The 25,695-nt window shown below is 62.1% G+C and carries 23 protein-coding genes; 17 read left to right on the forward strand and 6 right to left on the reverse strand.

Annotated features, from left to right (window positions below; all coding sequences use genetic code 11):
* The first annotated feature begins 35 nt into the window (after positions 1-35).
* From bchC to dxs, 12 genes are all read left to right on the forward strand, one after another.
* On the forward strand, positions 36-977 hold the full coding sequence (bchC, locus tag V8J83_RS10535; RefSeq protein ID WP_339986252.1) for a chlorophyll synthesis pathway protein BchC: 942 nt from the start codon (positions 36-38) through the stop codon (positions 975-977).
* Complete coding sequence (locus V8J83_RS10540) at positions 974-1,972, forward strand: chlorophyllide a reductase iron protein subunit X (RefSeq protein ID WP_339986254.1); 999 nt, start codon at positions 974-976, stop codon at positions 1,970-1,972. The genes bchC and V8J83_RS10540 overlap by 4 nt, the downstream gene beginning before the upstream one ends.
* Complete coding sequence (locus tag V8J83_RS10545) at positions 1,962-2,120, forward strand: hypothetical protein (RefSeq protein WP_339986255.1); 159 nt, start codon at positions 1,962-1,964, stop codon at positions 2,118-2,120. The genes V8J83_RS10540 and V8J83_RS10545 overlap by 11 nt, the downstream gene beginning before the upstream one ends.
* The gene (bchY, locus tag V8J83_RS10550; RefSeq protein ID WP_339986256.1) at positions 2,117-3,685 is read left to right on the forward strand and encodes a chlorophyllide a reductase subunit Y; all 1,569 of its coding nucleotides are present in this window, start codon (positions 2,117-2,119) and stop codon (positions 3,683-3,685) included. Before V8J83_RS10545 ends, bchY begins: the two co-directional genes overlap by 4 nt.
* On the forward strand, positions 3,679-5,160 hold the full coding sequence (bchZ, locus tag V8J83_RS10555; RefSeq protein WP_339986257.1) for a chlorophyllide a reductase subunit Z: 1,482 nt from the start codon (positions 3,679-3,681) through the stop codon (positions 5,158-5,160). The genes bchY and bchZ overlap by 7 nt, the downstream gene beginning before the upstream one ends.
* Entirely contained in the window at positions 5,153-5,374 is a 222-nt protein-coding gene (pufQ, locus tag V8J83_RS10560; RefSeq protein ID WP_339986258.1) for a cytochrome PufQ, read from the forward strand. Before bchZ ends, pufQ begins: the two co-directional genes overlap by 8 nt.
* 209 nt (positions 5,375-5,583) lie before the next feature.
* Positions 5,584-5,736 carry a light-harvesting antenna LH1, beta subunit gene (pufB, locus tag V8J83_RS10565; RefSeq protein WP_339986259.1) on the forward strand — a complete coding sequence of 51 codons (153 nt, stop codon included), beginning with the start codon at positions 5,584-5,586 and terminating at the stop codon, positions 5,734-5,736.
* 12 nt (positions 5,737-5,748) lie between these two features.
* Positions 5,749-5,916, forward strand: a complete 168-nt coding sequence (gene pufA / locus V8J83_RS10570; protein WP_068361690.1) for a light-harvesting antenna LH1, alpha subunit — start codon at positions 5,749-5,751, stop codon at positions 5,914-5,916.
* 145 nt (positions 5,917-6,061) lie between these two features.
* Complete coding sequence (gene pufL, locus V8J83_RS10575; RefSeq protein ID WP_339986260.1) at positions 6,062-6,979, forward strand: photosynthetic reaction center subunit L; 918 nt, start codon at positions 6,062-6,064, stop codon at positions 6,977-6,979.
* Entirely contained in the window at positions 6,979-7,986 is a 1,008-nt protein-coding gene (gene pufM, locus V8J83_RS10580) for a photosynthetic reaction center subunit M (protein ID WP_339986261.1), read from the forward strand. Before pufL ends, pufM begins: the two co-directional genes overlap by 1 nt.
* A gap of 3 nt (positions 7,987-7,989) precedes the next feature.
* The gene (gene pufC / locus V8J83_RS10585) at positions 7,990-9,138 is read left to right on the forward strand and encodes a photosynthetic reaction center cytochrome PufC (protein WP_339986262.1); all 1,149 of its coding nucleotides are present in this window, start codon (positions 7,990-7,992) and stop codon (positions 9,136-9,138) included.
* Positions 9,139-9,244: 106 nt separating this feature from the next.
* On the forward strand, positions 9,245-11,161 hold the full coding sequence (gene dxs / locus V8J83_RS10590; protein WP_339986263.1) for a 1-deoxy-D-xylulose-5-phosphate synthase: 1,917 nt from the start codon (positions 9,245-9,247) through the stop codon (positions 11,159-11,161).
* Positions 11,162-11,180: 19 nt separating this feature from the next.
* Here dxs and idi read toward each other — a convergent pair whose 3' ends face one another.
* The 6 genes from idi to V8J83_RS10620 are packed head-to-tail and all read right to left on the reverse strand — an operon-like array spanning position 11,181 to position 17,476.
* Positions 11,181-11,705, reverse strand: coding sequence for an isopentenyl-diphosphate Delta-isomerase (gene idi / locus V8J83_RS10595; RefSeq protein ID WP_339986264.1), 525 nt, complete (start codon positions 11,703-11,705; stop codon positions 11,181-11,183).
* Entirely contained in the window at positions 11,702-12,883 is a 1,182-nt protein-coding gene (locus V8J83_RS10600) for a geranylgeranyl diphosphate reductase (protein WP_339986265.1), read from the reverse strand. The genes idi and V8J83_RS10600 overlap by 4 nt, the downstream gene beginning before the upstream one ends.
* A gap of 2 nt (positions 12,884-12,885) precedes the next feature.
* Complete coding sequence (locus V8J83_RS10605; protein ID WP_339986266.1) at positions 12,886-14,136, reverse strand: BCD family MFS transporter; 1,251 nt, start codon at positions 14,134-14,136, stop codon at positions 12,886-12,888.
* Complete coding sequence (gene chlG / locus V8J83_RS10610) at positions 14,133-15,044, reverse strand: chlorophyll synthase ChlG (protein ID WP_339986267.1); 912 nt, start codon at positions 15,042-15,044, stop codon at positions 14,133-14,135. The genes V8J83_RS10605 and chlG overlap by 4 nt, the downstream gene beginning before the upstream one ends.
* Before the next feature lie 50 nt (positions 15,045-15,094).
* Entirely contained in the window at positions 15,095-16,564 is a 1,470-nt protein-coding gene (ppsR, locus tag V8J83_RS10615; RefSeq protein ID WP_339986269.1) for a transcriptional regulator PpsR, read from the reverse strand.
* A gap of 27 nt (positions 16,565-16,591) precedes the next feature.
* Positions 16,592-17,476, reverse strand: a complete 885-nt coding sequence (locus tag V8J83_RS10620) for a cobalamin B12-binding domain-containing protein (RefSeq protein WP_339986270.1) — start codon at positions 17,474-17,476, stop codon at positions 16,592-16,594.
* Positions 17,477-17,729: 253 nt separating this feature from the next.
* Here V8J83_RS10620 and bchF point away from each other — a divergent pair, with 253 nt between their 5' ends.
* The 5 genes from bchF (at position 17,730) to bchL (ending at position 25,694) form a co-directional block, all read left to right on the forward strand.
* Entirely contained in the window at positions 17,730-18,215 is a 486-nt protein-coding gene (gene bchF / locus V8J83_RS10625; RefSeq protein ID WP_339986271.1) for a 2-vinyl bacteriochlorophyllide hydratase, read from the forward strand.
* The gene (locus tag V8J83_RS10630) at positions 18,212-19,495 is read left to right on the forward strand and encodes a ferredoxin:protochlorophyllide reductase (ATP-dependent) subunit N (protein ID WP_339986272.1); all 1,284 of its coding nucleotides are present in this window, start codon (positions 18,212-18,214) and stop codon (positions 19,493-19,495) included. The genes bchF and V8J83_RS10630 overlap by 4 nt, the downstream gene beginning before the upstream one ends.
* Before the next feature lie 97 nt (positions 19,496-19,592).
* Positions 19,593-21,173 (forward strand): ferredoxin:protochlorophyllide reductase (ATP-dependent) subunit B, encoded by a 1,581-nt coding sequence (gene bchB / locus V8J83_RS10635; protein ID WP_339986273.1) that lies wholly within the window; start codon positions 19,593-19,595, stop codon positions 21,171-21,173.
* Entirely contained in the window at positions 21,145-24,723 is a 3,579-nt protein-coding gene (locus tag V8J83_RS10640; RefSeq protein ID WP_339986275.1) for a magnesium chelatase subunit H, read from the forward strand. Before bchB ends, V8J83_RS10640 begins: the two co-directional genes overlap by 29 nt.
* Positions 24,724-24,773: 50 nt before the next feature.
* On the forward strand, positions 24,774-25,694 hold the full coding sequence (gene bchL, locus V8J83_RS10645; protein ID WP_339987003.1) for a ferredoxin:protochlorophyllide reductase (ATP-dependent) iron-sulfur ATP-binding protein: 921 nt from the start codon (positions 24,774-24,776) through the stop codon (positions 25,692-25,694).
* Position 25,695 lies beyond the last annotated feature (1 nt).

The following is a 25,695-nucleotide window of genomic DNA, read 5'->3' on the forward strand; positions in this document are numbered from 1 at the left end:
GGCGCACCAACGACCATCAAGGGGAGATACGGCACTTGCAGAGCTCGGCCGTCATATTGGAAGGCCCCAAGGCACTGAGCCTTGGCACCATCGACCTCACCGCGCCCGGCGCGGGTGATCTGGTCGTTGACGTGCGCCATTCCGGTATCTCCACTGGGACCGAAAAGCTCTTCTGGTCCGGCCAGATGCCGCCGTTCCCGGGAATGGGCTATCCGCTTGTGCCCGGCTACGAGGCCGCTGGCGAAGTGGTCGAAGCCGCTCCCGGCACTGCCTTCAAACCCGGCGATCTTGTCTTCGTGCCCGGCGCCAATTGCTACGGCGATGTGAAGGGCTTGTTCGGCGGAGCGTCCAATCGCCTTGTGACTGCTTCGGACCGCGTCGTGAAAATCGACGCCGCGCTCAAGGCCGAAGGCGCGCTCCTCGCGCTGGCCGCCACGGCACGTCACGCGATGGCGGGCCTCGACAAGGCACTGCCGGAACTCATCGTCGGTCACGGCGTGTTTGGCCGCCTGCTGGCGCGGCTTACCATCGCCGCCGGTGGCAAGCCGCCCACCGTCTGGGAAATCGACACCGATCGTCAGGCCGGAGCCACCGGCTACAACGTCGTCCATCCCGATGAGGATGAGCGCCGCGATTACACCTGCATCTACGATGCCTCCGGGCAATCCGACCTGCTCAATACGCTGATCTCGCGCCTGACCAAAGGCGGCGAAATCGTGCTGGCCGGGTTCTACCCCGAGCCGCTGTCCTTTGGCTTCCCGCCCGCTTTCATGCGCGAGGCGCGGCTGCGCATTGCCGCCGAATGGACGCGCGACGACCTCGTCGCAACGCGCGACCTGATCGACCACGGCGCGCTCAGCCTCGATGGGCTGATCACACATACACGGCCCGCGACCGACGCGGCGAACGCGTATCAGACCGCGTTCGAGGATCCCGCCTGCCTGAAAATGATTCTGAATTGGGAGGCCACGGCATGAAAGATATTCCTGACCTCAAGAACTACGACCAGACCCTGCGCGATGAAGCGGCTGAGCCGACCCTTGAAGTGCCGCAGGGCGAGCCGACCTCAAAAACGCAGATCATCGCGATCTACGGCAAGGGCGGCATCGGCAAGAGCTTCACCCTCGCCAACCTCAGCCACATGATGGCCGAACAGGGCAAGCGTGTGCTTCTGATTGGGTGCGATCCGAAATCCGACACGACCTCGCTGCTGTTCGGTGGCAAGGCGTGCCCCACGATCATTGAGACCTCGACGCAGAAGAAACTCGCCGGCGAAGAGGTTGCCATTGGTGACGTTTGCTTCAAGCGCGGCGGTGTCTTTGCGATGGAGCTCGGCGGGCCCGAGGTCGGTCGCGGCTGCGGCGGGCGTGGCATCATCCACGGGTTTGAGCTCCTCGAAAAGCTGGGCTTTCACGATTGGGATTTCGACTACGTTTTGCTCGATTTCCTCGGCGATGTGGTCTGCGGTGGCTTCGGTCTGCCGATTGCCCGCGACATGGCGCAGAAGGTGATCCTGGTCGGCTCCAACGACCTGCAATCGCTTTATGTGGCCAACAACGTCTGTTCCGCTGTCGAATACTTCCGTAAGCTTGGCGGCAATGTCGGCGTCGCCGGTCTTGTGATCAACAAGGACGACGGTTCCGGTGAGGCGCAGGCCTTCGCCAAGGCCGTGGACATCCCTGTGTTGGCGTCTATCCCGCAGGACGATGACCTGCGAAAGAAATCCGCCAATTATCAGATCGTCGGCACGGCGGAATCGCAATGGGGCGCACTCTTTGCCGCGCTTGGCGAAAACGTCGCCGTCGCGCCGCCGATGCGTCCAACGGCCCTGAACCAAGACGAGCTACTCGAATTGTTCGACGGGTCCGAAACCGGCGCTGGCATCGAACTGGTCCCGGCCAGCGATATGGACATGCGCGGCAAGAACGCCACCGCCAAGGAATCGCTGGAGGTCGTCTACGATGAAGCATGATCTCCTCCACGACATGATCGCCCGCTCCACGCGCCGCATTGAAATGTCCCGTGCTGCTGTCGAGGCGGCGCTCTCACAAAAGCTCAAAGCTGCCGCACCCCTTCAAAGGTGCTACGCGCAATCCGCTGAAGTGGATCGTCAGGCGTGAGTTCCGAGCTGACATATGACACCACCGCACAGGTTGACGTGATCGAAGGCGAAGCCGTCTCGACCCCGCCCGGATCTGCCGATGGTATGGGCTGCCACGGCGGTGCCGCGGAAATGGAAGCGGCGGCGCGGTCCGCTGGCAAGTCCGAGATCCTCGATCAATTTGCCAAGGACTACCCGCAAGGCCCGCATGACAAACCGCAGTCGATGTGCCCGGCGTTCGGCTCGCTTCGCGTGGGCCTGCGGATGCGCCGCGTTGGCACCGTTTTGTCCGGGTCGGCCTGCTGCGTATACGGCCTGACTTTTGTGTCCCACTTCTACGGCGCGCGCCGGTCAGTCGGATACGTCCCGTTCAATTCAGAGACCCTGGTCACAGGGAAACTCTTCGAAGATATCCGCGACGCTGTGCACGAGATGGCCGACCCTGAGCGTTACGACGCCATCGTGGTCACCAACCTCTGCGTGCCCACGGCGTCCGGTGTACCGCTCAGGCTTCTGCCTGACGAAATCAATGGAGTTCGGATCGTCGGCATCGACGTTCCGGGCTTCGGAGTACCGACCCATGCCGAGGCGAAAGACGTCCTCGCCGGGGCGATGCTCAAATATGCCCGACAGGAAGTGGAGGCCGGTCCAGTTATGGCTCCTGTCTCGGGTGTTTCAGACCGTCCGACAGTTACGTTGTTGGGCGAAATGTTCCCTGCGGACCCCTTGGGGATTGCAGGGATGCTCGCGCCACTCGGTCTGGCGGCAGGTCCGGTCGTTCCCTGCCGTGAGTGGCGTGAGCTCTATTCCGCGTTGGACAGTCAGGTGGTGGCCGCAATCCATCCCTTCTACACCAGCGCCGTGCGCGAGTTTCAGGCCGCGGGTCGTACCGTGGTTGGTTCCGCGCCCGTGGGCCACGATGGCACCGCCGCTTGGCTCGCCGCGATCGGCGAGGCCTACAATGTGCCCGCCGCCAAGGTGGCCGAGGCGCAAAACGCGTTTCTGCCCGCGATCAAGGGGGCCTTGGCCTCCGTTCCGATCAACGGCACGATCACGTTGTCAGGCTATGAAGGCTCTGAACTCCTCGTTGCGCGCCTGCTGATCGAATCTGGCGCCGATGTGCCTTATGTTGGCACCGCCTGCGCCAAAACGCCGTGGTCCGCGCATGATCTCGAATGGCTCGAAGCGCGTGGCGTGAAGGTCAAATTCCGCGCCTCGCTCGAAGACGATTGCGCTGCGATGGAGGCGATCCAGCCCGACCTTGCCATCGGCACCACACCCGTTGTGCAAAAGGGTAAGGAACTCGGTATCCCGAGCCTCTATTTCACCAACCTTATTTCCGCGCGTCCCCTTATGGGTCCTGCCGGGGCCGGGTCGTTGGGTCAGGTGGTCAACGCCGCCATGGCCAACAAGGAACGTATGTCCCACATGCGCGAATTCTTTGAAGGCGTCGGAACCGCAGACACCGCCGGTGTTTGGGAAGGCGCGCCGAACCTGCGCCCTGAATTCCGCGCTCAGAACCTCAAGAAGCTGGAGCGCGCCGAAAAGGCCCGTCTCGCCGCAAATGGCGGTGTGAAATGCTGATCCAGGATCACGATAGGGCAGGCGGCTATTGGGGAAGCATTTACGCGTTCACCGCCGTGAAGGGCCTGCAATGCATTATCGACGGTCCGGTCGGTTGCGAAAACCTGCCTGTGACCTCGGTCCTGCACTACACCGATGGCCTGCCGCCCCATGAGCTGCCGATCGTTGTCACGGGGCTGGGCGAGGAAGAGCTTGGCCGCGACGGCACCGAAGGCGCCATGAAACGCGCCTGGGGCACGCTTGATCCCGCTCTGCCCGCCGTAGTTGTGACCGGTTCCATCGCCGAGATGATCGGCGGCGGCGTCACGCCCATGGGCACGAATATCCAACGCTTCCTGCCGCGCACCATCGACGAAGACCAATGGGAAAGCGCTGATCGCGCCATGACCTGGATCTTCACCGAATTTGGCATGACCAAGGGCCGCATGCCGCCCGAGAAAAAACGTGACGAGGGGGCCACTCCGCGCGTCAATATCCTCGGGCCGATGTACGGCACGTTCAACATGCCCTCCGACCTTGCCGAAATCCGCCGCCTCGTCGAAGGCATCGGCGCCGAGATCAACATGGTCATGCCGCTGGGCAGCCACGTTGCCGAAATGCGCAATCTGGTGAATGCAGACGTCAACATCTGCATGTACCGCGAATTCGGCCGCGGCCTTTGCGAGGTTCTGGGCAAGCCCTACCTGCAAGCGCCCATCGGCGTGGACAGCACCACCAAATTCCTCCGCATGCTGGGCGAGATGACGGGCCTCGATCCCGAACCGTTCATCGAGACGGAAAAGCATTCCACCATCAAACCCGTCTGGGATCTGTGGCGCTCGGTCACGCAGGATTTCTTCGCCACCGCCTCCTTCGGGATTGTCGCGAACGAGACCTATGCCCGCGGCATCCGCAAGTTCCTCGAAGACGATCTGGGCTTTCCCTGCGCCTTCGCCGTGGCCCGTGTGGCTGGCAAGAAGACCGACAATGAACAGGTCCGCGCCATGGTCAGCGAAAAGCGCCCCCTCGTTCTGATGGGGTCGATCAACGAAAAGATGTACCTCGCGGAAATGGCCGCAGGGCACGGACCCAAGCCCGCGTTTATCCCCGCAAGCTTCCCCGGCGCCGCGATCCGTCGTGCCACCGGTACGCCAATGATGGGCTACGCGGGGGCGACGTATCTGTTGCAGGAAGTCTGCAACGGCCTGTTTGACGCCCTGTTCCATATCCTGCCGCTGGCTTCCGATATGGATAGCGCCGCTGCCACACCCGCCACCTTGCGCCGCGATTTCCCGTGGGACCCGGAGGCGCAGGCGCTTCTGGACCAGATCGTGGCCGAACACCCGATTTTGACCCGTATCTCGGCCGCGAAGACCCTTCGCGATGCAGCCGAAAAAGCCGCGCTCGAAGAGGGTGCGGAACGGGTTGTGGAAGACACGGTCAAGCGCCTCGCGCCGGCCGGATTCGATTTCGAAAGGGAGACGCGTCATGAGTGATATGACCTCGAACAGCCCCGTCACACGGTCGGCCAAGCCGCCCAAGACGGAGTTCATGATCTACTTCGCGATCATCTTTGCCGCGACCTTGCCCCTGGCAACGCTCACCTGGGCGCTGGCGGCGATCAAATCGGCATCGCTGCCGGAAAAGGGCCCGGTCAAGCGGGCCTGGCGGCAGGCGAACCTCATCACTCCGATGATCTTCGCCGCCTGATAAACATGCCCTGATCCGCACGTTAGAGCCTGACTAGACCCAGGTGTGCAGATCGGAGCCACACGAATTTCTCGGCGTGACGACCGGAGCCGGGGCCAAGCTTTCACAGCGTTTTAACGTGGCGCAGTGAAATGCCGGCAGGGCAATGAGGCCTTGTCGGGGCCCGGCCGCAGGGTTTGCGGCATCAGTCTGACGTTCCGGAGGAAAATATGGCTGATAATTCCGACCTGTCATTCACAGGTCTCACCGACGAACAGGCGCAGGAACTGCACGCGGTGTATATGAGCGGGCTCTGGCTTTTCGCAGCCGTCGCCCTCGTTGCTCATATCGCCACGTATTTCTGGGCCCCTTGGTTCGGTTGAGGGAGACGAGACATGGCTAAGTTCTACAAGATCTGGCTCATCTTCGACCCGCGTCGCGTTTTCGTGGCGCAGGGCGTCTTCCTCTTCCTGCTCGCGGCGATGATCCACCTGGTGGTTCTGTCGTCCGGCATGAACTGGTTCGAGTCCGCCGCAATGAACATGGGTTTTGGCGGCGAGTAAGCCCCCGACCCCATGCTTTGACGGCATACGACAACAGCTGCGGGCGGGGCCTGACCGTCTCGCCCGCGGCAAACCAACAAAAACGCAAGATGACTGACGGCTGATCACCGACCAAGGGACAGGCCGCCAAACGCGGAGAGAGCGCATGGCTTTGCTGAGCTTCGAGAAGAAATATCGCGTCCGCGGAGGGACGCTTATTGGCGGCGATCTGTTCGACTTCTGGGTGGGCCCGTTTTACGTGGGCTTCTTCGGGGTCACGACTGCCTTCTTTGCCCTTCTGGGCACCATCCTGATTTTCTGGGGGGCGGCCATGCAAGGCACGTTCAACCCCTGGACGATCAACATCGCACCACCTGACCTCAGCTACGGCCTTGGGTTTGCACCGCTTCTCGAAGGCGGGCTCTGGCAGATCATCACCTTCTGCGCGGTCGGGGCCTTTGTGTCCTGGGCCCTGCGTGAGGTCGAAATCTCCCGCAAACTCGGCATGGGCTATCACGTGCCCATCGCTTTTGGCTTCGCGATTTTCGCCTATGTCACGCTGGTGGTGTTCCGCCCGCTACTGATGGGCGCCTGGGGTCACGGCTTCCCCTATGGCATCTTCAGCCACCTCGATTGGGTCAGCAACGTGGGCTACGCCTACCTGCACTTCCACTACAATCCGGCCCACATGATCGCGGTGACGCTGTTCTTCACCACGACCTTCGCCCTAGCCCTGCACGGCGGCCTGATCCTCTCGGCTGCGAACCCGCAGAAGGGCACGATCATGAAGACGCCGGATCACGAAGACACGTTCTTCCGCGATTTCATCGGCTATTCCGTCGGCACCCTCGGCATCCACCGCGTGGGTCTACTTCTGGCGCTGGCCGCAGGCTTCTGGAGCGCCGTGTGTATCATCATCTCCGGTCCCGTCTGGACCGCCGGTTGGCCCGAATGGTGGAACTGGTGGCTCGATCTTCCGATCTGGCCGGATCATGGCCCGGTTTACGACACCACCGGTCTTGAGACCTACGGTACCGAAGCCGGCTATGCCGACGTGACCGCAGCCGAGGGAGCGACCGAATAATGGCCTACTTCGAATACCAAAACATCTTCACCCAGGTTCAGGTTCAAGGCGAACCCGAAGCAGGGATGGAGTTCACCGACGACAACATCCTTGGTGGCAAGCGCTATGGCGATGGTGGTTTTTCGACCCTCGCCGGCTGGTTAGGCAATGCACAGCTTGGCCCGATCTACCTTGGGTGGGCCGGCTTGATCAGCCTCGCCACCGGCCTCGCCTGGTTCAACATCGTTGGCTTCAACATGCTGTCTCAGGTCGACTGGTCGATCCCGGAGTTCATCCGGCAGCTCTTCTGGCTCGCGCTTGAACCGCCCGGTCCGGAACACGGCCTTTCCATGCCACCGCTCAATGACGGCGGCTGGTACATCATCTCCAGCTTCTTCCTGCTGATCTCGGTGATGTTCTGGTGGCTGCGGACCTACCTTCTGGCGGTGCAGCACCAGATGGGCAAACATATCGCATGGGCGTTTCTCGCCGCGATCTGGCTGTTTCTCGTGCTGGGCCTCTTCCGCCCGATCCTGATGGGGAGCTGGTCCGAGGCCGTGCCCTACGGCATCTTCCCGCACCTCGATTGGACCACGGCCTTCTCGATCCGGTACGGCAACCTCTACTACAACCCTTTCCACGCGCTTTCGATCGTCTTCCTCTACGGCTCCGTCCTGCTCTTCGCGATGCACGGCGCTACCATCCTCGCTGTTTCCCGCTACGGCGGCGACCGCGAGCTGGAACAGATCATCGACCGCGGCACGGCATCCGAACGGGCTGGCCTGTTCTGGCGCTGGACCATGGGCTTCAACGCCACGATGGAAGGCATTCACCGGTGGGCCTGGTGGTTCGCGGTTCTGACCCCGATCACCGGCGGGATCGGTATCCTACTGACCGGTACGGTCGTGGATAACTGGTTCATCTGGGCCCAGGAACACAACTTCGCTCCCGACTACCTCGAACCCTATGGCTATGAAGCCTACGGCTCGTATGAGGATTTCGGCGGCATCGCACGTGGGGAGGAGTAAGAGATGTTTCCCAAGTGGTTCGATAAATGGAATGACGACAACCCCACCAATATCTTCGGCCCCGCCATCGCGGTCGGCGCCTTGGGTGGGGCCATCTTCGTCGCGGCGATGATCGTGGCCTGGGGGCAACCCTACGCCACGGCCGCGCAGCAAACCGGCCCTCGTGGCACCGGTATGCATGTGCAGGAATTCGTGTCCGACCTCGAAGCCGGTGATCCCACCGTCATCGATTACTACACCGACGAGCCCTTCGTTCCCGAAGAGGGCGAAGAACTGGCCGGTGATATCTACGAAAACGTGCAGGTGCTTGGCGATCTCACGGATGCCAACTTCAACCGCCTGATGGGTGCGATCACCCAATGGGTGGCCCCCGAAGAAGGCTGTACCTATTGCCACGCCGGTGCGGCTGACGGCAACTACGCCGACGATGACCTCTATACCAAGGTCGTCGCGCGGAACATGTTGCTGATGACCCGCAACATCAACGTGAACTGGGACGCGCATGTGAACGCCAATTACGAAGTTGGGGTCACCTGCTACACCTGTCACCGCGGCCAACCGGTGCCCAATAACGTCTGGTTCCGCGTCGGGCAGGTCAATTCCAACGCCGAAGGCTGGCCCGCGATCCAGAACCGGGCGACGATGACGTCGAACTTCACGTCGCTGCCGTCCGATTACCTGGAGCATTACCTGCTCGAAGCCGAGGACGGCGGGTATAACCAGATCGCCGTGCACGACCTCGAAAGCCGTGTGCAGCAGCAACCCGGCGACCCCCTGATCCAGCAGACCGAGCGGACCTATGCGTTCATGAACTACTTCTCGAACTCGCTGGGTGTGAATTGTGTCTTCTGTCACAACTCCCGTGCCTTCTACGACGGTGCGCAGAACACGCCGCAATGGGGCACTGCATCGCTTGGCATCATCATGGTGCAGGAGATGATCTCGGAATACCTCCTCCCGCTGGAAGACGTGTATCCCGAGAATCGCCTCGGCCCGGTCTTTGGCGACGCGCCGCTTGCGGCCTGCCGCACCTGTCACCAGGGCTACCAGCAGCCGATGCAGGGCCTCAACGTGATCGCGAACTGGCCCGAGCTGAACGTGATCGACGGCCCGCCGGATTACTCGGCCTGGGAAGAGGCTGCATCTGAATAAGCGAACACGGCGGCAGGGTTACACTTGCCGCCGTTTCTCGATCCGGTGGACGTCAGACCCCACCGGTACCGGGCTCAAACAGCCCAACAGAGACGGAGAATGACCAATGACCCGCCCCCACACCCCCGTGCTTGACCAAGTCACCTATCCGTCTGATCTGCGGCGGCTCTCCGACGTCGACCTCGCACAATGCGCCGACGAACTCCGCACCGAGGTCATTTCCGCCGTGTCGGAAACCGGCGGGCACCTCGGGTCCTCGCTGGGTGTCGTCGAACTGTCCGTCGCCATCCATTCCGTCTTCAACACACCCTATGACAAGCTCGTCTGGGATGTCGGTCACCAATGCTATCCGCACAAGATCCTGACCGGGCGCCGCGACCGTATCCGCACGCTTCGGCAGAAGGATGGCCTCTCCGGTTTCACGAAACGCTCGGAATCAGAATACGACCCGTTCGGCGCGGCGCATTCCTCCACCTCGATCTCCGCAGCGCTCGGTTTCGCCATGGCCTCCGACCTGGGCGAGGCGACCGGCGACGCGATTGCCGTTATCGGCGACGGCTCGATCTCCGCCGGCATGGCCTACGAGGCGCTCAACAACGCCGGTGATCTCGGCAAGCGCCTCTTCGTCATCCTCAACGACAATGAAATGTCCATCGCACCCCCCGTCGGCGCCATGTCCCGCTACCTCACGGACCTGCAAAGCCCGCTCGCGACCCTCAAGGACATCGCCGATGGCGTCGCCTCGCATCTGCCCGAACCGATTCGCAAAGGGGCCGAACGTGCCCGCGAACTCGTCACCGGGCATCAGCCCTCTGCGACCCTCTTCGAACATCTGGGCTTCACCTATGTCGGCCCCATCGACGGCCACAACATGGATGAACTCCTGACCACGCTGCGCGCCGCCAAGGCCCGCGCCGATGGCCCGATCCTGATCCATGCGGTCACCGTGAAGGGCAAGGGCTACAGCCCCGCCGAACTCAGCGATGATTGCTACCACGGCGTCGCCAAATTCGACGTGGCCACCGGGCAGCAGAAGAAATCCGCCCCCAATGCGCCAAGCTACACCGGCGTGTTTGGACAGACCCTGTTACGCATGGCAGAGACAGATAATCGCATCGTCGGCGTCACCGCCGCTATGCCCGGCGGCACCGGCATCGCGACCCTGCAGAAGGCCATGCCGCGCCGCGTTTTCGATGTCGGCATCGCCGAACAGCATGCCGTCACCTTCTCCGCCGGGATGGCCGCGGGGGGCCTGAAACCCTTTTGCGCGATCTACAGCAGTTTCCTGCAACGCGGCTATGATCAGGTTGTCCATGACGTCGCCCTGCAAAACCTGCCGGTGCGTTTCATGATCGACCGCGCGGGACTCGTCGGAGCCGATGGTCCGACCCACGCGGGCGCCTTCGACATCGGCTATCTCGCCGCGCTCCCGAACATGTCGGTTATGGCCTGCGCCGATGAGGCTGAACTCGTCCACATGCTCGCTACCGCCGCCGCCCACGATGACGGCCCGATCGCGCTCCGCTATCCGCGCGGCGAAGGCACCGGCGTTGACATGCCCGAGATCGGTGACGTCCTTCCAATCGGCAAAGGCCGCGTGATCCAGGAAGGTCACGATGTCGCGCTCCTGTCCTTTGGCGCGCATCTGGACGAGGCCAAAGACGCCGCCAAGGCACTGGAGGCTCGCGGCCTCACGGTGACGATTACGGACGCACGCTTTGCCAAACCGCTCGACACCGATCTTGTGGACCGCCTCGTCGCAGACCACGGTGCTTTGCTCACCATTGAACAGGGTGCGATGCTCGGCTTCGGCGGTATCGTCCTGCATCACCTAGCTGCCACCGGGCAACTCGATGGCCGATGCGCCGTCCGCACGCTTCATCTTCCAGACCGCTTCATTGATCAAGCCAGCCCGGCAGACATGTACGCCGACGCGGGCCTGACGGCCGATGATATCGCGGCGCAGGCGCTTGATGCGCTTGGGGTCGCGGTGGGTGACTTTCGAGGTGTGAAAGGCGCGTGATGCCGGAACCGTTAACCTTTCAGGTCGAAGGTTCGAAAATCACGCTCGCATGATCGCGCAGATATATCTGTAGCCAGGGCGTGAACGTCTCGGGCTTGCGCAAAACTTCATCTGCAAGGCCGCTCAAAGGCGTCCAGATCGTGTCCATCACCTCATCGGGATTGGCGACCGGCTCGACCCCCATGGGCATTTCGCCCACAAAGATATCCACAACTTCATGCTCAACCAGGCCGCCGCCCACGTCGGCCCGATACTCCACAGTATCGCGGAAGGTCAGGGAAACTCCATTGATTCCAAGCTCTTCATCCAAACGACGTGTCGCACAGGTCAGCGGATCCTCTTCCCAATGCGGGTGTGTGCAGCAGGTATTCGCCCACAACCCTGGCGTGTGGTATTTTCCCAGCGCCCGACGTTGCAACAACACCTTTCCCGAACGCAGAATGAACACCGAAATCGCCTTGTGCCGCAGCCCGCGCTGATGCGCTTCCAGCTTTTCAACCGGCTGCAAGGTGCCATCCACCCATGTTGGAATATGAATAGTCATGCCCGCGTCGCGCTCACAATCCCGGTCAAATGTGCAAGGTTTTTGATACCAATTTTGATATGCGCCATCGGCCGCGCCTTGACCAGCTTCTTGTTCATGTAGGCCTCGAACGTCAGCCGCTGCACATCCACATCATGGCACAGGCTCACGAAGCGTTCCCGGCGTTCGTCGGACTTGTAATAGGCGTTCTGCATGGCGCCTAACACTTTGAAAACACTCTTATGTTCCCGCATGAACAGCTTCCGCGCCAGTTGCAGATCCTTCACCCGACCCGATTGCAAACACGCCGCCGCAGCCGTTGCCGCGACCCGTCCACCGACCATCGCATAGTAAATGCCTTCGCCCGAAGACGGCGCCACAACGCCCGCCGCATCGCCCGCAAGCACAACGTCACGCCCATTATCCCAACGATCCAAAGGCTTTAGCGGAATGGGCGCGCCTTCCTTGCGGATCGTCTTGCAATCATCAAGGCCCGACGCCACCCGCAGCGCCGCCGTGGCCTGCTTGAGGTCCACGTCCTTCACAAGCGATCCCATCCCAACACTGGCCGAATTGCCATGCGGGAAGACCCAGCCGTAAAAATCGGGCGAAATCGCCCCGTCGTAGATCACGTCGCAGCGCTTGGGATCATACTCGCCACGCGCTCCGGGGCTTTCAATGATTTCGTGATACGCAATGACATAGGGGATCTTGTCCCCCCCCTCGACCTCGGCCCGGGCAACATTCGACCGCGCGCCATCGGCTCCGATGATGATCTTGCCGGTCAGAACCCGTTCCTCACCGCTCTCCTTGTCGCGGTAATGCACATGGGTCCCGTCGGAATCGCGGCTGATCTTCGTAAAGGTCCCGGTCAACCTGTCGGCCCCGGCAAGCGCGGCGCGGCCCCGCAGAAACTCGTCGAAATGCTCCCGATCGACCATGCCGACGAAGCCATTTTCGATGGGAATATCCACCTTGCGCTTGGTCGGAGAGATCATGCGCGCCGTGGTGATCTTTGCCACGATCTGCTCATCCGGAATGAAGAAATCCTTGATCAAGCGCGGGGGAATGGCCCCGCCGCAGGGTTTGATCCGACCCGCGCGGTCGATCATCGCAACACTGTGGCCGGACCGTGCCAGATCCTCGGCTGCGGTTGCGCCGGACGGTCCGCCGCCCACGACGATGGCGTCATAGATCATGGTTATTCTCCCGGTTGAAGCTGCGGCTCTAGGGGCCGTGCATGAAGAAGCCGTCCAGCGACCAGCGCCGCGGCCAGAAATAGGATCGCCTCAAGTCCGAAGACGGTGGCGTAGGCGGTTTGTGTCGGCAGCGCGAGCCGCGCAATGTCGAGAATGCCGGTGGCCAGTAGCCCCGCAAGGCCCGCTGCAACGGCCTGCGCAGCCCCGAAGACACCCATGCGTGTACCAGCTGCGCCGCGCCGCTCGGACGCCAGCCGCATCATCGACCCGATGGCACCTACAACGAACAACCCGTTGCCAAGGCCGAGAACCATGGTGAACGCCAGCAGATGCAGCCCCGCACCAAGACCAACCAAACCAGCGGCAGAGATCATACACCCTACCATCGCCCAGATCCGAAGTGAGCCGATGCGGAACTGGCTTAGCCCGCCGGCGAGAAGCATACCCAGCAAAGCCGCGCCGTCTTTCCCGCCGCTGAGCTTGGTGGAATCCTCCGGCGAAAGCCCGTGCACATGGCCCGCAAAGGGTTCCAGCACCAACTCAGACAGATAGAAGGCGAAGATGGAGAGGAAGACAAACCCGGTGAACGACCGAGCAGCTGGATCGGCCCACGTCGCGGCGATCGCAGGGCCAAGCCTTGGGTATTCCGGTGCGGGCGCGGGGCCAAGCTTTGCTTCCACACCCCAAGTCGCAACAAATGCGAGGAGCGTAGCGAGGAGGGCTACAACCGGAACCACCGCCATCAAACGCTCTTCCGAGTAAGGCTCCAGCGCGAAGCCTGTTCCGATGGACGTCACGATAGCCCCGCAGATCAGCATCAGCCAGGCGAACGTCGCCGCAGCAGGCTTCCTGTCGTCCGGCGATGCGGTGGCCAGCAAAGCGAGGAACGATGTTCCAGCCGCCCCAATCCCAAGCCCGATCAGCGCGTAGGCGACAATCCAAACCGCAAGCGCCACCAAACCGTCGAGATAGCCGATCCCGTAGGCCGTCATCACCAGGCCGATGCCCACACAGACAATCCCGCCGATAATAAAGGGTGTTCGACCGCCCTTGGCATCAGATCGATGTCCCCACATGGGCCGCGTCAGTTGAACACCATAGTGCAAGGCCACCAGAAGGCCGGGCAGGATGGCAGGCCAGCCAAGGTCCACCGTCATCAGCCGGTTGAAGAGGTTCACAGGCAGGGCGGCGAGGCCTCCGATCGCCATGTTGCACAGGCACAGTCGCGCGATCCCACCCCAGCCAAGCGTCATGTCAGCCCCCGGATTGCGACGGCCGTGACCATCATGCCTAGCACATAAAGCGAGACGCCCGTGCCGTTGTACCAGGGCGCCTTGCCCTTCGGATCCCGCAGCAGCACACGCATCGCGAATAGCTGCAGAACGACGGAGATGATGATCGCCAGCGCGTACCATTGCACGCCCCAGTAAATCAGCAGCCCGATCACGATAAGCTGCGGGACCGCCATTACCACGCAGGCCAGTTTTGCCGCGCGTTCGGGGCCGAGCGTCACCGGAAGGGAATTGACACCCATCTGCCGGTCGCCTTCCAAAGCTTTGAAATCATTGAGTGTCATGATGCCATGCGCGCCGATCCCATAAAGCAGCGCGACGATAACGATCGGCCAGGACGGCGCGCCCGCGGCCAGAACGGCGGCACCGGTGAACCATGGCAGGCTTTCATAGGACAGACCCACAAGACCCGGCCCCCACCAGCCCGAGCGCTTCAGTCGGATCGGCTCCACCGAATAGGCCCAGGCCGCTGCAATCGCCACAAGCGTCGCGCCAAAGCCCCACGGCCCCAGCGCAAGCCCAAGCAGCGCCGCGAACACCGACATGATGAGCGCGATCCAAAGCCCCCATCGCCCCGGAATGCGACCGGAGGGGATCGGCCGGTTGGGTTCGTTAATCGCGTCGACGTGGCGGTCGCACCAATCGTTTGCAGCCTGGCTCATCCCGCAGACAACGGGGCCGGCCAGAACCACACCAAGGCCAAGCACGAACCAATGCCCCGACGGCGCAACGCCGGCCGAGACGGCCCCGCACAGATACGCCCACATCGGCGGAAACCATGTGAGGGGTTTGAGAAGCGTCAGGACGGCCCGGGGTTCGGGTAACGTGCGGGGCGCTTCCGATGTGCTGAGGTCGGTCGTTACACTCATAGTGTCAGATTAGTCTGACACCCCACGAGTCGGCAAGTGTAAACTCCAGTTTACGACTGATCGCCTGATCCACCGTCGTTCCGTGCCAATAACCCGTATTTGCGCAGCTTCACGTAAAGCGACTGCCGCGACAGGCCAAGCATCTCTGCGGCGGCAACCCGGTTGTTGTCCGTCAACTCCACCGCCGTCTCGATGCACATCTTTTCAACCACATCCGTCGTGGCCGAAACGATATCCTTCAGCGGAGCGGAGCCAACAAGGTCCATTACGTTACGCATGGCATCGTCGGACATTGGCCCTGCACTGGGCAGAGTGCCGGGATTGGCGGTGCCGTTTGGCTCGCGCACAACCTCCATACGACTGGTATCGCGGATGATGAACGCAAAACCGGTGTTGCCGGACGTCGCCAGATGCGTAGCTGACATCTCGACCGACAATTGCGCGCCAAACACGCCTTCCAACCGGGTCGAATAAAGCCGCATCCGCTTGTTGCGCGCCGCGTTGTCGATCAGAACCTTCAGGTCAACAGACCCGCGCGCAAGGAAATCACCCAAGGATTTCCCTTTGACATCCGACAACTGGCCAACATCACACAGGCCAAGGAACGCGTCATTGGCCGACCGGATCATCCCATGGGAATCGGTGAACACAACCGCATCCGCACCATCACGATACAGCGCCGATAGAACCTGGCTCAGCTCAAGCGCCAGTGAATCGGCGTTGCCCGCGGTCTCGATCCGGCACAGCAGCGTCTTGTCACCGGCAGCCCGGAACACCATCGGGTGCAGGACCACATCGGCTTCGGTGCGCTTTGTCTGTACCGTGACCGTGCGTGCGGCCTCGTCACCGGCGGCCAGAACCAGCCCTTCGATGAACTCGCTGCGCCGCTTGCCGTCGAATTCCTGCGTGAACGCAGCCCCGGTCAGCGTATCCGCCTCGGCCCCAAGAACACGCGCGGCGGCGGAGTTCAGGTCGACGATCCGACCCGTTCCGACATCGACAAGCACCATCGCGTCACGCGCGGCTTCCATGATGACCCGGTACCGCGTCTCGTAATCGCGGTGGGTCTCGTAATCCTTCTCAAGCGCCAGTTGCGCTTTCACCAGGCGATGCTGCAGCTCGGCAATCGGGCGAAGATCCCGACCGAGCATCAGGATGATATTCTCCCGCCCGGTCTTGTGCAGCGTGTAGCGGATCGGGAATTCCCAATTCGCATTGTCGAAGTGGTTCACCTCGATCGCATCGATCTTCGCCTTCTTTCCGCTCCGATAAGCCTCAAGCTGTGCCTCAAGCTTCGACAGGCTGTCCTCGGCCATGAATTCGCGGATGTCGCGATCTTTCCAATGGTCGAGCCGCCCGAGAGTCGGGTTAAGCGGATTTGTGATGACCGAATGCACTTTGCCTTCGGTATCGAGCACAATCGCAAGATCCGCTGCGGTCGTGACGATGTCATTGAATTGCTCCGGCCCAATCGGGGGGGTCGAAGGTTGATCCCAGAAATCTGATCCGCGCGTGTTCATAAGAACCTACTTTCCGTCACAGATCGTTCACCATTGCTCTTCATGACTTGGCACCGTCTTCTGAGAGGGGTCTGCCCTCGCAATGTCCAATCCACACTTCATCAACGCGTCCATCGCCGAGACAGCGACATGGTCCGCGCCCGTAGTCTGTTTCAAGTCTGTCCCGACACTTACGAAGGAACCGCCAATTGCGATGGGCGTGACACGCGTCACCATCGCCCTGATTTTTTCGACCAATTCTTTTGTTGATGCAAGCGTTCTCCGCCCACCAATTGTAATTCCGACCATCACATAACGTTGGGTCCGCAAGTCATTTGCCAACTGGCGTACATCCGTATCGACGGCAATATCGACCGCATAGCCATAGCGACGAAATTGATCCGCGGCGACAAAAGTCCCCAGTGTGTGATCCTCTGGCCGAGGAATGATCATCAGGATCCGCGGTGCATTCGTGCCCGCCGTATCGCCGGTGGCCGAGATGTCCCGCGCGATCAGCGAGCGAACACATTCCTGCAGGCGCGCCGACCCGATGGAAACCTCGGCAAAGCTCAGTTCGTCATCTGCCCAGCGCTGGCCGAGGATACGCGCGACTTCCGGAATGACATAGTCGATGATTTCCGGGATCGTAACGCCATCTTTACGCAGGTCTTGAATCGCCTCGTGACGCAGCTCCTCGTCTTCCGACAAGAACGCAGCGCACAGATCATCCAGCCGCGCCCTCAAAGGAGCGGGCCGCCTGTCGCTTTGACCGGCCAGCACGCGGATCGCTTCGCGTGCAAGACGGCGTACATCGACACCCGCCACAGTGGCGGGCATGGGATAAGCGTCTCTGCGATCGTCGGCCATCGTGATGCCTTTGCCTTTGCTCACGAAGCACGGAAACCCGTGCAGGTTGCGCTCATACGGGAGCATGCCGTCGTTTTACCAGTGTCGCCGACACTGTAGCCAAATGTCAAAGGAAATTGACACTGCAACGATTTAGACCCCGTCGAAGGTCATACCGTTTACCACTTCAGCGCCGAAAAGCAAATGAAACAAAGGCGAAAACCGCGGCTTCCCAGTTTGACAGCGACGTTTGCACTCTCCTGCAAAAGTGTAAGTTTGGATTGACACTCTCGGGTTTACAGCCCTACTTTCAAGCAGGGACCGGAGGAATCGAATTCGAATGCCGAGCGACACCTTAACCGATCTGCCTTCCCGGCAGTTGTACACCGCTGAGGAGCGCGCGCGCCGTGACGCGACGATCTGGACCATGGTTCAGGGCGTTTTGGCGCCATTGCAGTTCCTGGTGTTCCTGATCTCTCTGGCGCTTGTCCTGCGCTACCTCTGGACCGATGTCGGATACACGGCCGCCACAGCGTCGATCATCGTCAAAACCGCGATCCTCCTGACGATCATGGTCACCGGCGCGATTTGGGAAAAAGTCGTTTTCGGTCAATACCTCTTCGCGCCTGCTTTCTTCTGGGAAGATGTGTTCTCCTTCGCGGTCATCGCGCTGCACCTGACCTATGTCTGGGCGCTCCTTGCGAGGTGGCCGGTCGACACGCAGATGTGGATCGCGCTTGCGGCATATGCGGCCTACGTCATAAACGCGGCGCAGTTCCTGTGGAAACTCCGCATGGCACGCCTCGATGCGGAGGCCCGCGCATGAACTCCCCAAGCAACGTTCCCGCCACCACCTGCCGCGACGCTCCGATCCTCAAGGAACGTGGTCAGCGCGAGGTCTTCTGCGGCCTCACCGGCATCATCTGGTTGCACAGAAAGATGCAGGACGCGTTCTTCCTTGTGATTGGCTCGCGCACCTGCGCGCACCTTCTGCAAGCTGCCGCGGGCGTGATGATTTTTGCTGAACCCCGCTTCGGCACCGCGATTCTCGAAGAGGGCGATCTGGCCGGTATGGCCGACGCCCACGAGGAACTTGACCGCGAAGTGGCGCGTCTTCTGTCGCGCCGCCCGGACATCAAGCAGCTCTTCCTCGTCGGCTCCTGCCCGTCCGAAGTCATCAAGCTCGACCTCGCCCGCGCCGCCGAACGCCTGACCCAGGTTCACGCCCCGCATGTCCGCGTCCTGAACTATTCCGGCTCCGGCATCGAGACGACCTTCACCCAGGGCGAAGACGCCTGCCTGGCCTCCATGGTCCCCGTCCTGCCGTCGACCGATCAACGCGAATTGATGCTCGTGGGCGCTCTGCCAGACGTGGTCGAGGATCAAGCCGTCTCCCTTCTGACCCAGATGGGCATCGGCCCGATCCGCGTTCTTCCCGCCCCTCGTACCGCCGAGACCCCCGGCGTCGGCCCCAACACCGTCTTCGCCTGCCTGCAGCCGTTCCTCGGTGACACCGCCGCCGCCCTGACCCGTCGCGGTGCGCGCCATATCCAGGCCCCGTTTCCCTTCGGTGAAGAGGGAACAACGCTCTGGCTCCGCGCCATTGCCGATGAATTCGGCGTCGATGATGACACCTTCTCCCGCGTCACCGACGCGCCCCGCGCCCGCGCACGCAAGGCCATCGCGAACGTGAGCGAACATCTCAACGGCAAGACGATCTTCTTCTTGCCCGACAGCCAACTCGAACTGCCCCTCGCACGCTTCCTGACTCGGGAATGCGGCATGGAGGCGATCGAGATCGGCCAACCCTACATCCACAAAGGCCTCGTCGGTCCCGACATGGACCTGATCCCGGCTGGTCCCACGATCTCCGAAGGGCAGGATGTCGACAAACAACTCGACCGCGTCCGCGCCGCGCGGCCTGATCTGACGGTCTGCGGCCTCGGCCTCGCCAACCCGCTCGAAGCCGAAGGTCTCACCACGAAATGGGCCATCGAACTCGTCTTCACGCCCGTCCATTTCTACGAACAGGCCGGCGACCTCGCGGGCCTGTTCTCCCGCCCCGTCCGCCGCCGCGCCCTCCTGAAATTGGAGGCCGCCGAATGAAACGCGCCCCCTCCTTCATCTTGCCAGAAAAACCTCGGGGGTCCGGGGGCAGCGCCCCCGGCGGCCAGCCTCTTGCGCGCACGCGCGTGGTCGCGCGATGAAACTGACCGTCTGGACATACGAGGGCCCGCCCCATGTCGGCGCCATGCGCGTTGCAACCGCCATGCGCGGCCTGCACTACGTCCTGCACGCGCCGCAGGGCGACACCTACGCCGACCTGCTCTTCACCATGATCGAACGGCGCGACCACCGCCCGCCCGTCACCTACACCACGTTCGAAGGCCGGGATCTGGGCGAAGACACTGCCGGCATCTTCAAATCGACCTGTCAGGACGCCTACGACCGCTTCAAGCCCCAGGCGATGATCGTTGGCGCCTCCTGCACCGCCGAACTGATCCAGGACGACCCCGGTGGGCTGGCCGAAACGATGGACATCCCCGTTCCGGTTATCCCGCTCGAACTGCCGTCGTATCAGCGCAAGGAAAACTTCGGCTCGGACGAGACCTTCTACCAGATCGTCCGCCACCTCGCGCAGCCGATGGAGCGCACGCCGGACATCAGCGTGAACCTCCTAGGACCCCTCGCGCTCGGCTTCCGTCACCGCGATGACATCGAAGAAGTGAAGGGCCTGCTCTACGAAATGGGCATCCGCGTGAATGTCGTGGCCCCCTTCGACGCCACGCCCGAGGACATCACCCGCCTCGGCGCGGCCCATGCCAATGTCCTGATGTATCCCGAGCATGCCGAAACCGCTGCGCGACATCTCGAACGCGCCTGCGATCAGCCGTTCACCAGGATCGTTCCGATCGGCGTCGGCGCCACACACGATTTCGTCGCTGAAGTGGCTCAAATCTGCAGCGTAGAGCCGAAGAAAGACCTTTCGCGCCTGCGCCAGCCCTGGTGGTCCAAATCCGTCGACAGCACGTACCTGACCGGCAAACGCGTGTTCCTCTTCGGCGATGCCACCCATGTGCAAACTGCCGCCCGCATCGCCCGCGATGAGATGGGGTTCGAGGTTGTCGGCCTCGGATGCTACAACCGTGAATTCGCTCGGCCCATCCGGGCACTGGCCAAGGAATTTGGCGTTCCGGCACTGATCACCGATGATTATCTTGAGGTAGAGCAGGCTATCGCCGATGCCGCGCCCGAGATGATCCTCGGCACCCAGATGGAGCGCCATATCGGCAAGCGCCTGGGCATTCCCTGCGCCGTCATCTCCGCCCCCGTCCATGTGCAGGATTTCCCAGCGCGCTATTCCCCCCAGATGGGCTGGGAAGGCGCGAACGTGATCTTCGACACCTGGATTCATCCGCTGGTCATGGGTCTCGAAGAACATCTGCTTGCCATGTTCCGCGAGGATTTCGAATTCCACGACGAAGCCGGTCCAAGCCACCATGGCGGACATGCACCCCGACCCGCTGAGGGGGGCCTTGTCCCCCGGCCGGAGGCCTCCCCCCAAGGTATTTCGGAAGCAAAGAAGGCGGGCGCGCCGTGCGAGGCCGAAGCAGGCTCCGACGTGATGGTCTGGCTCGCGGACGCCGAAAAAGAGCTCAAGAAGATCCCCTTCTTCGTGCGCGGCAAGGCCCGCCGCAACACCGAGAAATTCGCAGCCGACCAAGGCCTGCAGGAAATCTCCCTCGATACCCTCTATGAGGCGAAGGCACACTTTGCGCGGTGATGACACACATATCCCCGGCTACCGGGTTGTTATTGTCACGCTGGACAACCACGTGGCCGGTCCCGCCACGCGCGTGTCCGACAGGCTGGCCGCGGAATTCCCGGGCCTGAACGTCTCGGTACACGCCGCTGCCGAATGGGCCGAAACACCCGAAGCATTGGACGAGGCGCGCCTTGCGGTGAAGCATGGCGACATCATCGTCACCAACCTTCTGTTCATCGAAGAACACATCAATGCCATCCTGCCCGACCTCAAGGCACGCCGAGATCATTGCGATGCGATGATCGGTGTGATTTCGGCCAAGGAAGTCGTGCAACAGACCCGCATGGGTGAGTTGGACATGCAAAAGCCCGCGTCCGGGCCGATGAAGTTGCTCAAGAAACTGCGCGGCTCCAAAGAGCCGTCTGCCAATTCCGGCGAGAAGCAGATGAAGCTGCTGCGCCGGCTGCCCAAGATCCTGAAGTTCATCCCCGGCAAGGCGCAGGATCTGCGCGCGTGGTTCCTGACCATGCAATATTGGCTGGGTGGCTCCGACGACAATGTCGAGCAGATGATCCGTTTTCTCGTGGGTCGTTACGCCAGTGACGCCGCCTTCAAGGGGGCGGAGGCCGCAGCCCCCATCGATTACCCAGAGGTCGGCCTCTACCATCCGGACCTGCCGGACCATCACATCACCACCGACTCCGCCAACCTGCCGCAGCCGGAAAATCCCGTGGCCACAGTCGGCCTTCTGATGATGCGCAGCTACGTCCTCGCATCGGATACCGCGCATTATGATGCCGTGATTCGGCAGATGCAGGCAGCGGGCATTGCCGTCTTTCCTGCCTTTGCGGGCGGACTTGACGGGCGTCCTGCGATCAACGCCTACTTCGCCGACGGCAAGATCGACGCTCTGGTCTCTCTCACCGGGTTCAGCCTCATCGGTGGCCCGGCCTATAACGACAGCGCCGCCGCGGTCGAAACGCTCAAATCCCTCGACGTGCCCTACATCGCCGCCCATCCGATCGAGTTTCAGACTCTCGGCCAATGGGCGTCCTGTGAGGGGGGTCTGGGCCCGGTCGAAACCACGATGCTCGTCGCTTTGCCCGAGATCGACGGCGCCACCAACCCCACCGTCTTCGGCGGTCGGCACGGCACCGATGGCTGCCAGGGCTGCCACATGGATTGCAAGGGCGTGTCCGACACCAAGGCCATGGCCCCGTGTCCGGAGCGGATCATTTCCCTGGTCGAAAAGACCCGCCGCCTTGCGGTTTTGCGGCGCAAGCAGAATGCTGAAAAGAAGGTCGGCGTGGTGCTCTTTGGGTTCCCGCCGAATGCCGGTGCCGTCGGAACCGCTGCCTACCTGAGCGTCTTTGAAAGCCTCTATAATGCATTGCAGAGCCTGAAAACACGCGGATACAACGTCGAGGTTCCTGCCTCCGTCGATGATCTGCGCGCTGCGGTTCTGCAAGGCAACGCCAAACAATACGGTCAAGAAGCCAACGTCGCGGCCCATGTCGATGCCGACACGATCGTCGCCAACACCCCGCCGCTCGCCGCCATCGAAGCCGTCTGGGGCCCGGCACCCGGCAAGGTGCAATCGGACGGGCGCGGCGTCTTCGTTTTGGGTGCACATTTCGGCAATGTCTTTGTCGGCGTGCAGCCCACCTTCGGATATGAAGGCGATCCGATGCGCCTTCTGTTCGAGAAGGGTTTCGCCCCCACCCATGCCTTCACGCAATTCTATCTCTGGCTCCGCAACACATTCCAGGCTGATGTCCTTCTGCATTTCGGCATGCACGGCGCGTTGGAATTCATGCCGGGCAAGCAGGCGGGTCTTGGCGCGCGCGATTGGCCCGATCGCCTGATCGGTGAGGTTCCCAACGTCTACCTCTACGCCGCCAACAACCCGTCCGAGGCAACGCTGGCCAAGCGTCGGTCCAACGCCGTAACCATCACGCATCTGACCCCGCCGCTTGCCGCCTCCGGCCTCTACAAGGGCCTGCAGGAGCTGAAAGACAGCCTGACCCGTTGGCGTGGGCTTCCCCCCGACGCCCCGGAACGCGCCGACCTCGAAGCCCTCATCGCGACGCAAGCCGAAGCCGTCGACCTCGCGGGCGATGCCGATACGCTCTGGCTGACCCTACTGGAGACCGAAGACGCGCTGATCCCAGACGGCCTTCATATCCTCGGCAAACCGATGGGTGAGGCCGAATTGGCCGAACATCTCCGCGTTATGGTCGACACCACCGAAGAGACCCGCAACCGCATTGCCGGCCTGCTGCGGCAGCAATCCGAAATGCTGGGTCTCATGCGGGCTCTCGAAGGCCGCTTCATCGAACCCGTGCCCGGCGGTGACCTGATCCGCTCGCCCGAGGTTCTGCCCACGGGCCGCAACATCCACGCCTTCGACCCGTTCCGCATGCCCACCGCCTTCGCGCTGCAGGACGGCGCGAAGCAGGCGCAGAAACTGATCGAAGCGGCCGACGAAATGCCCCGCTCCGTGGCGCTGGTGCTTTGGGGGTCCGATAACATCAAATCCGACGGCGGCCCGATCAGCCAGGCCCTCTCGCTTATGGGTGCGACGCCGCGCTTTGACGAATTCGGCCGCCTCTGCGGGGCCGACCTGATCCCGCTTTCGGACCTTGGCCGCCCCCGGATCGACGTGGTGATGACCCTGTCGGGCATCTTCCGCGATCTCCTGCCCCTGCAAACCCGGATGCTGGCCGAAGCCGCCTTCAAGGCCGCCACTGCCGATGAACCGCTGGATCAGAACTTCGTCCGCGCCCATGCCCTCGACTACGCCGAAAAGATGGGCGTTCCGATGGAAGAGGCCGCGCTGCGGGTCTTCTCCAACGCCGAAGGGGCCTATGGGTCCAACGTCAACGCGCTGGTCGATAGCGGTGCCTGGGGCGAGGAAGATGAACTTGCCGACGCCTATGAAGCCCGCAAATGCTTCGCCTACGGCGTGACGGGCAAGGCCTCGAAAAACGCGGGCATGCTGCAAAGCGCGCTCAAGGACGTGGACCTCGCCTACCAGAACCTCGAATCCGTCGAACTGGGCGTCACCACCGTGGACCATTACTTCGACACACTTGGCGGCATTTCACGCGCCGTGAAACGCGCCAAGGGCGGCGCGGAAGCGCCGGTGTTCATCGGTGACCATACCCGCGGTGATGGCAAGGTGCGCACCCTGCAGGAACAGGTCGCGCTCGAAACCCGCTCGCGCAGCCTCAACCCCAAATGGTTCGAAGGCCTGCTCAAGCATGGCCACGAAGGCGTCCGGCAGATCGAAGCGCAAGTGACCAACACCATGGGCTGGTCCGCCACCACCGGACAGGTCGACCCCTGGGTCTACCAGCGCCTCAGCGAGACCTTTGTTCTCGACGAAGAGATGCGCCGCCGCTTGGCCGCGCTCAACCCACAGGCCTCGGCCCGCATGGCGAACCGCCTGCTCGAGGCACACGAACGGAATTACTGGCAACCCGATGAGGCCACGTTGGCCGCGCTTCAGGCTGGCGCGGACGAACTCGAGGACACCCTCGAAGGCCTCAACGTGGCTGCGGAATAGGAGACGACCCGATGCTGGACGAAAAGAATCCCCCCGCCGCGCGCGCCGCGATGCGCGAAGCCGCCGGGCTAGAGGCGCGCGGTCTAAAATCGCCGCCAATCCTGAAGGGTCAGGATGGTGAAGGCTCGCTTCAGGTGCATCAATCCGATGACATGAAGATCGAAGGCGCCAAGGTCTTCGCCGTCTACGGCAAGGGCGGGATCGGCAAATCGACGACCTCGTCGAACCTCTCCGCCGCCTTCTCCAAGCTCGGCAAGAAGGTCCTGCAAATCGGCTGCGATCCCAAGCACGACAGCACGTTTACCTTGACGGGCATGCTTCAGCCCACGGTCATCGACATCCTCAAGGACGTCGATTTCCATGCCGAAGAACTGCGCCCCGAAGATTTCGTCACCCAAGGCTACAACGGTGTGCAATGCATCGAGGCCGGTGGCCCCCCCGCCGGGACCGGCTGCGGCGGTTATGTCGTCGGCCAAACGGTCAAGCTCCTCAAGCAGCACCACCTTCTGGAAGACACCGATGTGGTGCTGTTCGACGTGTTGGGCGATGTCGTCTGCGGTGGCTTTGCGGCCCCTCTGCAACATGCCGACCGTGCGCTGATTGTCACTGCCAATGACTTCGACAGCATCTATGCGATGAACCGGATCATTGCCGCGGTGCAGGCCAAGTCCAAGAACTACAACGTGCGCCTCGCAGGCTGCGTCGCCAACCGCTCCAAGAACACCGATGAGGTGGATCGCTATTGCGATGTGGTGGGCTTCAAACGCATCGGCCACATGCCCGATGTCGACGCTATTCGGCGTTCCAGGCTCAAAAAGAAGACCCTGTTCGAGATGCCCGATGAAGAAGACATCGTGCAATGCCGCGCCGAATACATCCGTCTGGCCCAGACGCTTTACGCGGGCACCGATCCGCTTGCGCCCGCGCCGCTGGAAGATCGCGATATCTTTGAATTGCTGGGGTTCGACTGAC

Source organism: Gymnodinialimonas ulvae (assembly GCF_037543845.1).
Taxonomy (GTDB): domain Bacteria; phylum Pseudomonadota; class Alphaproteobacteria; order Rhodobacterales; family Rhodobacteraceae; genus Gymnodinialimonas; species Gymnodinialimonas ulvae.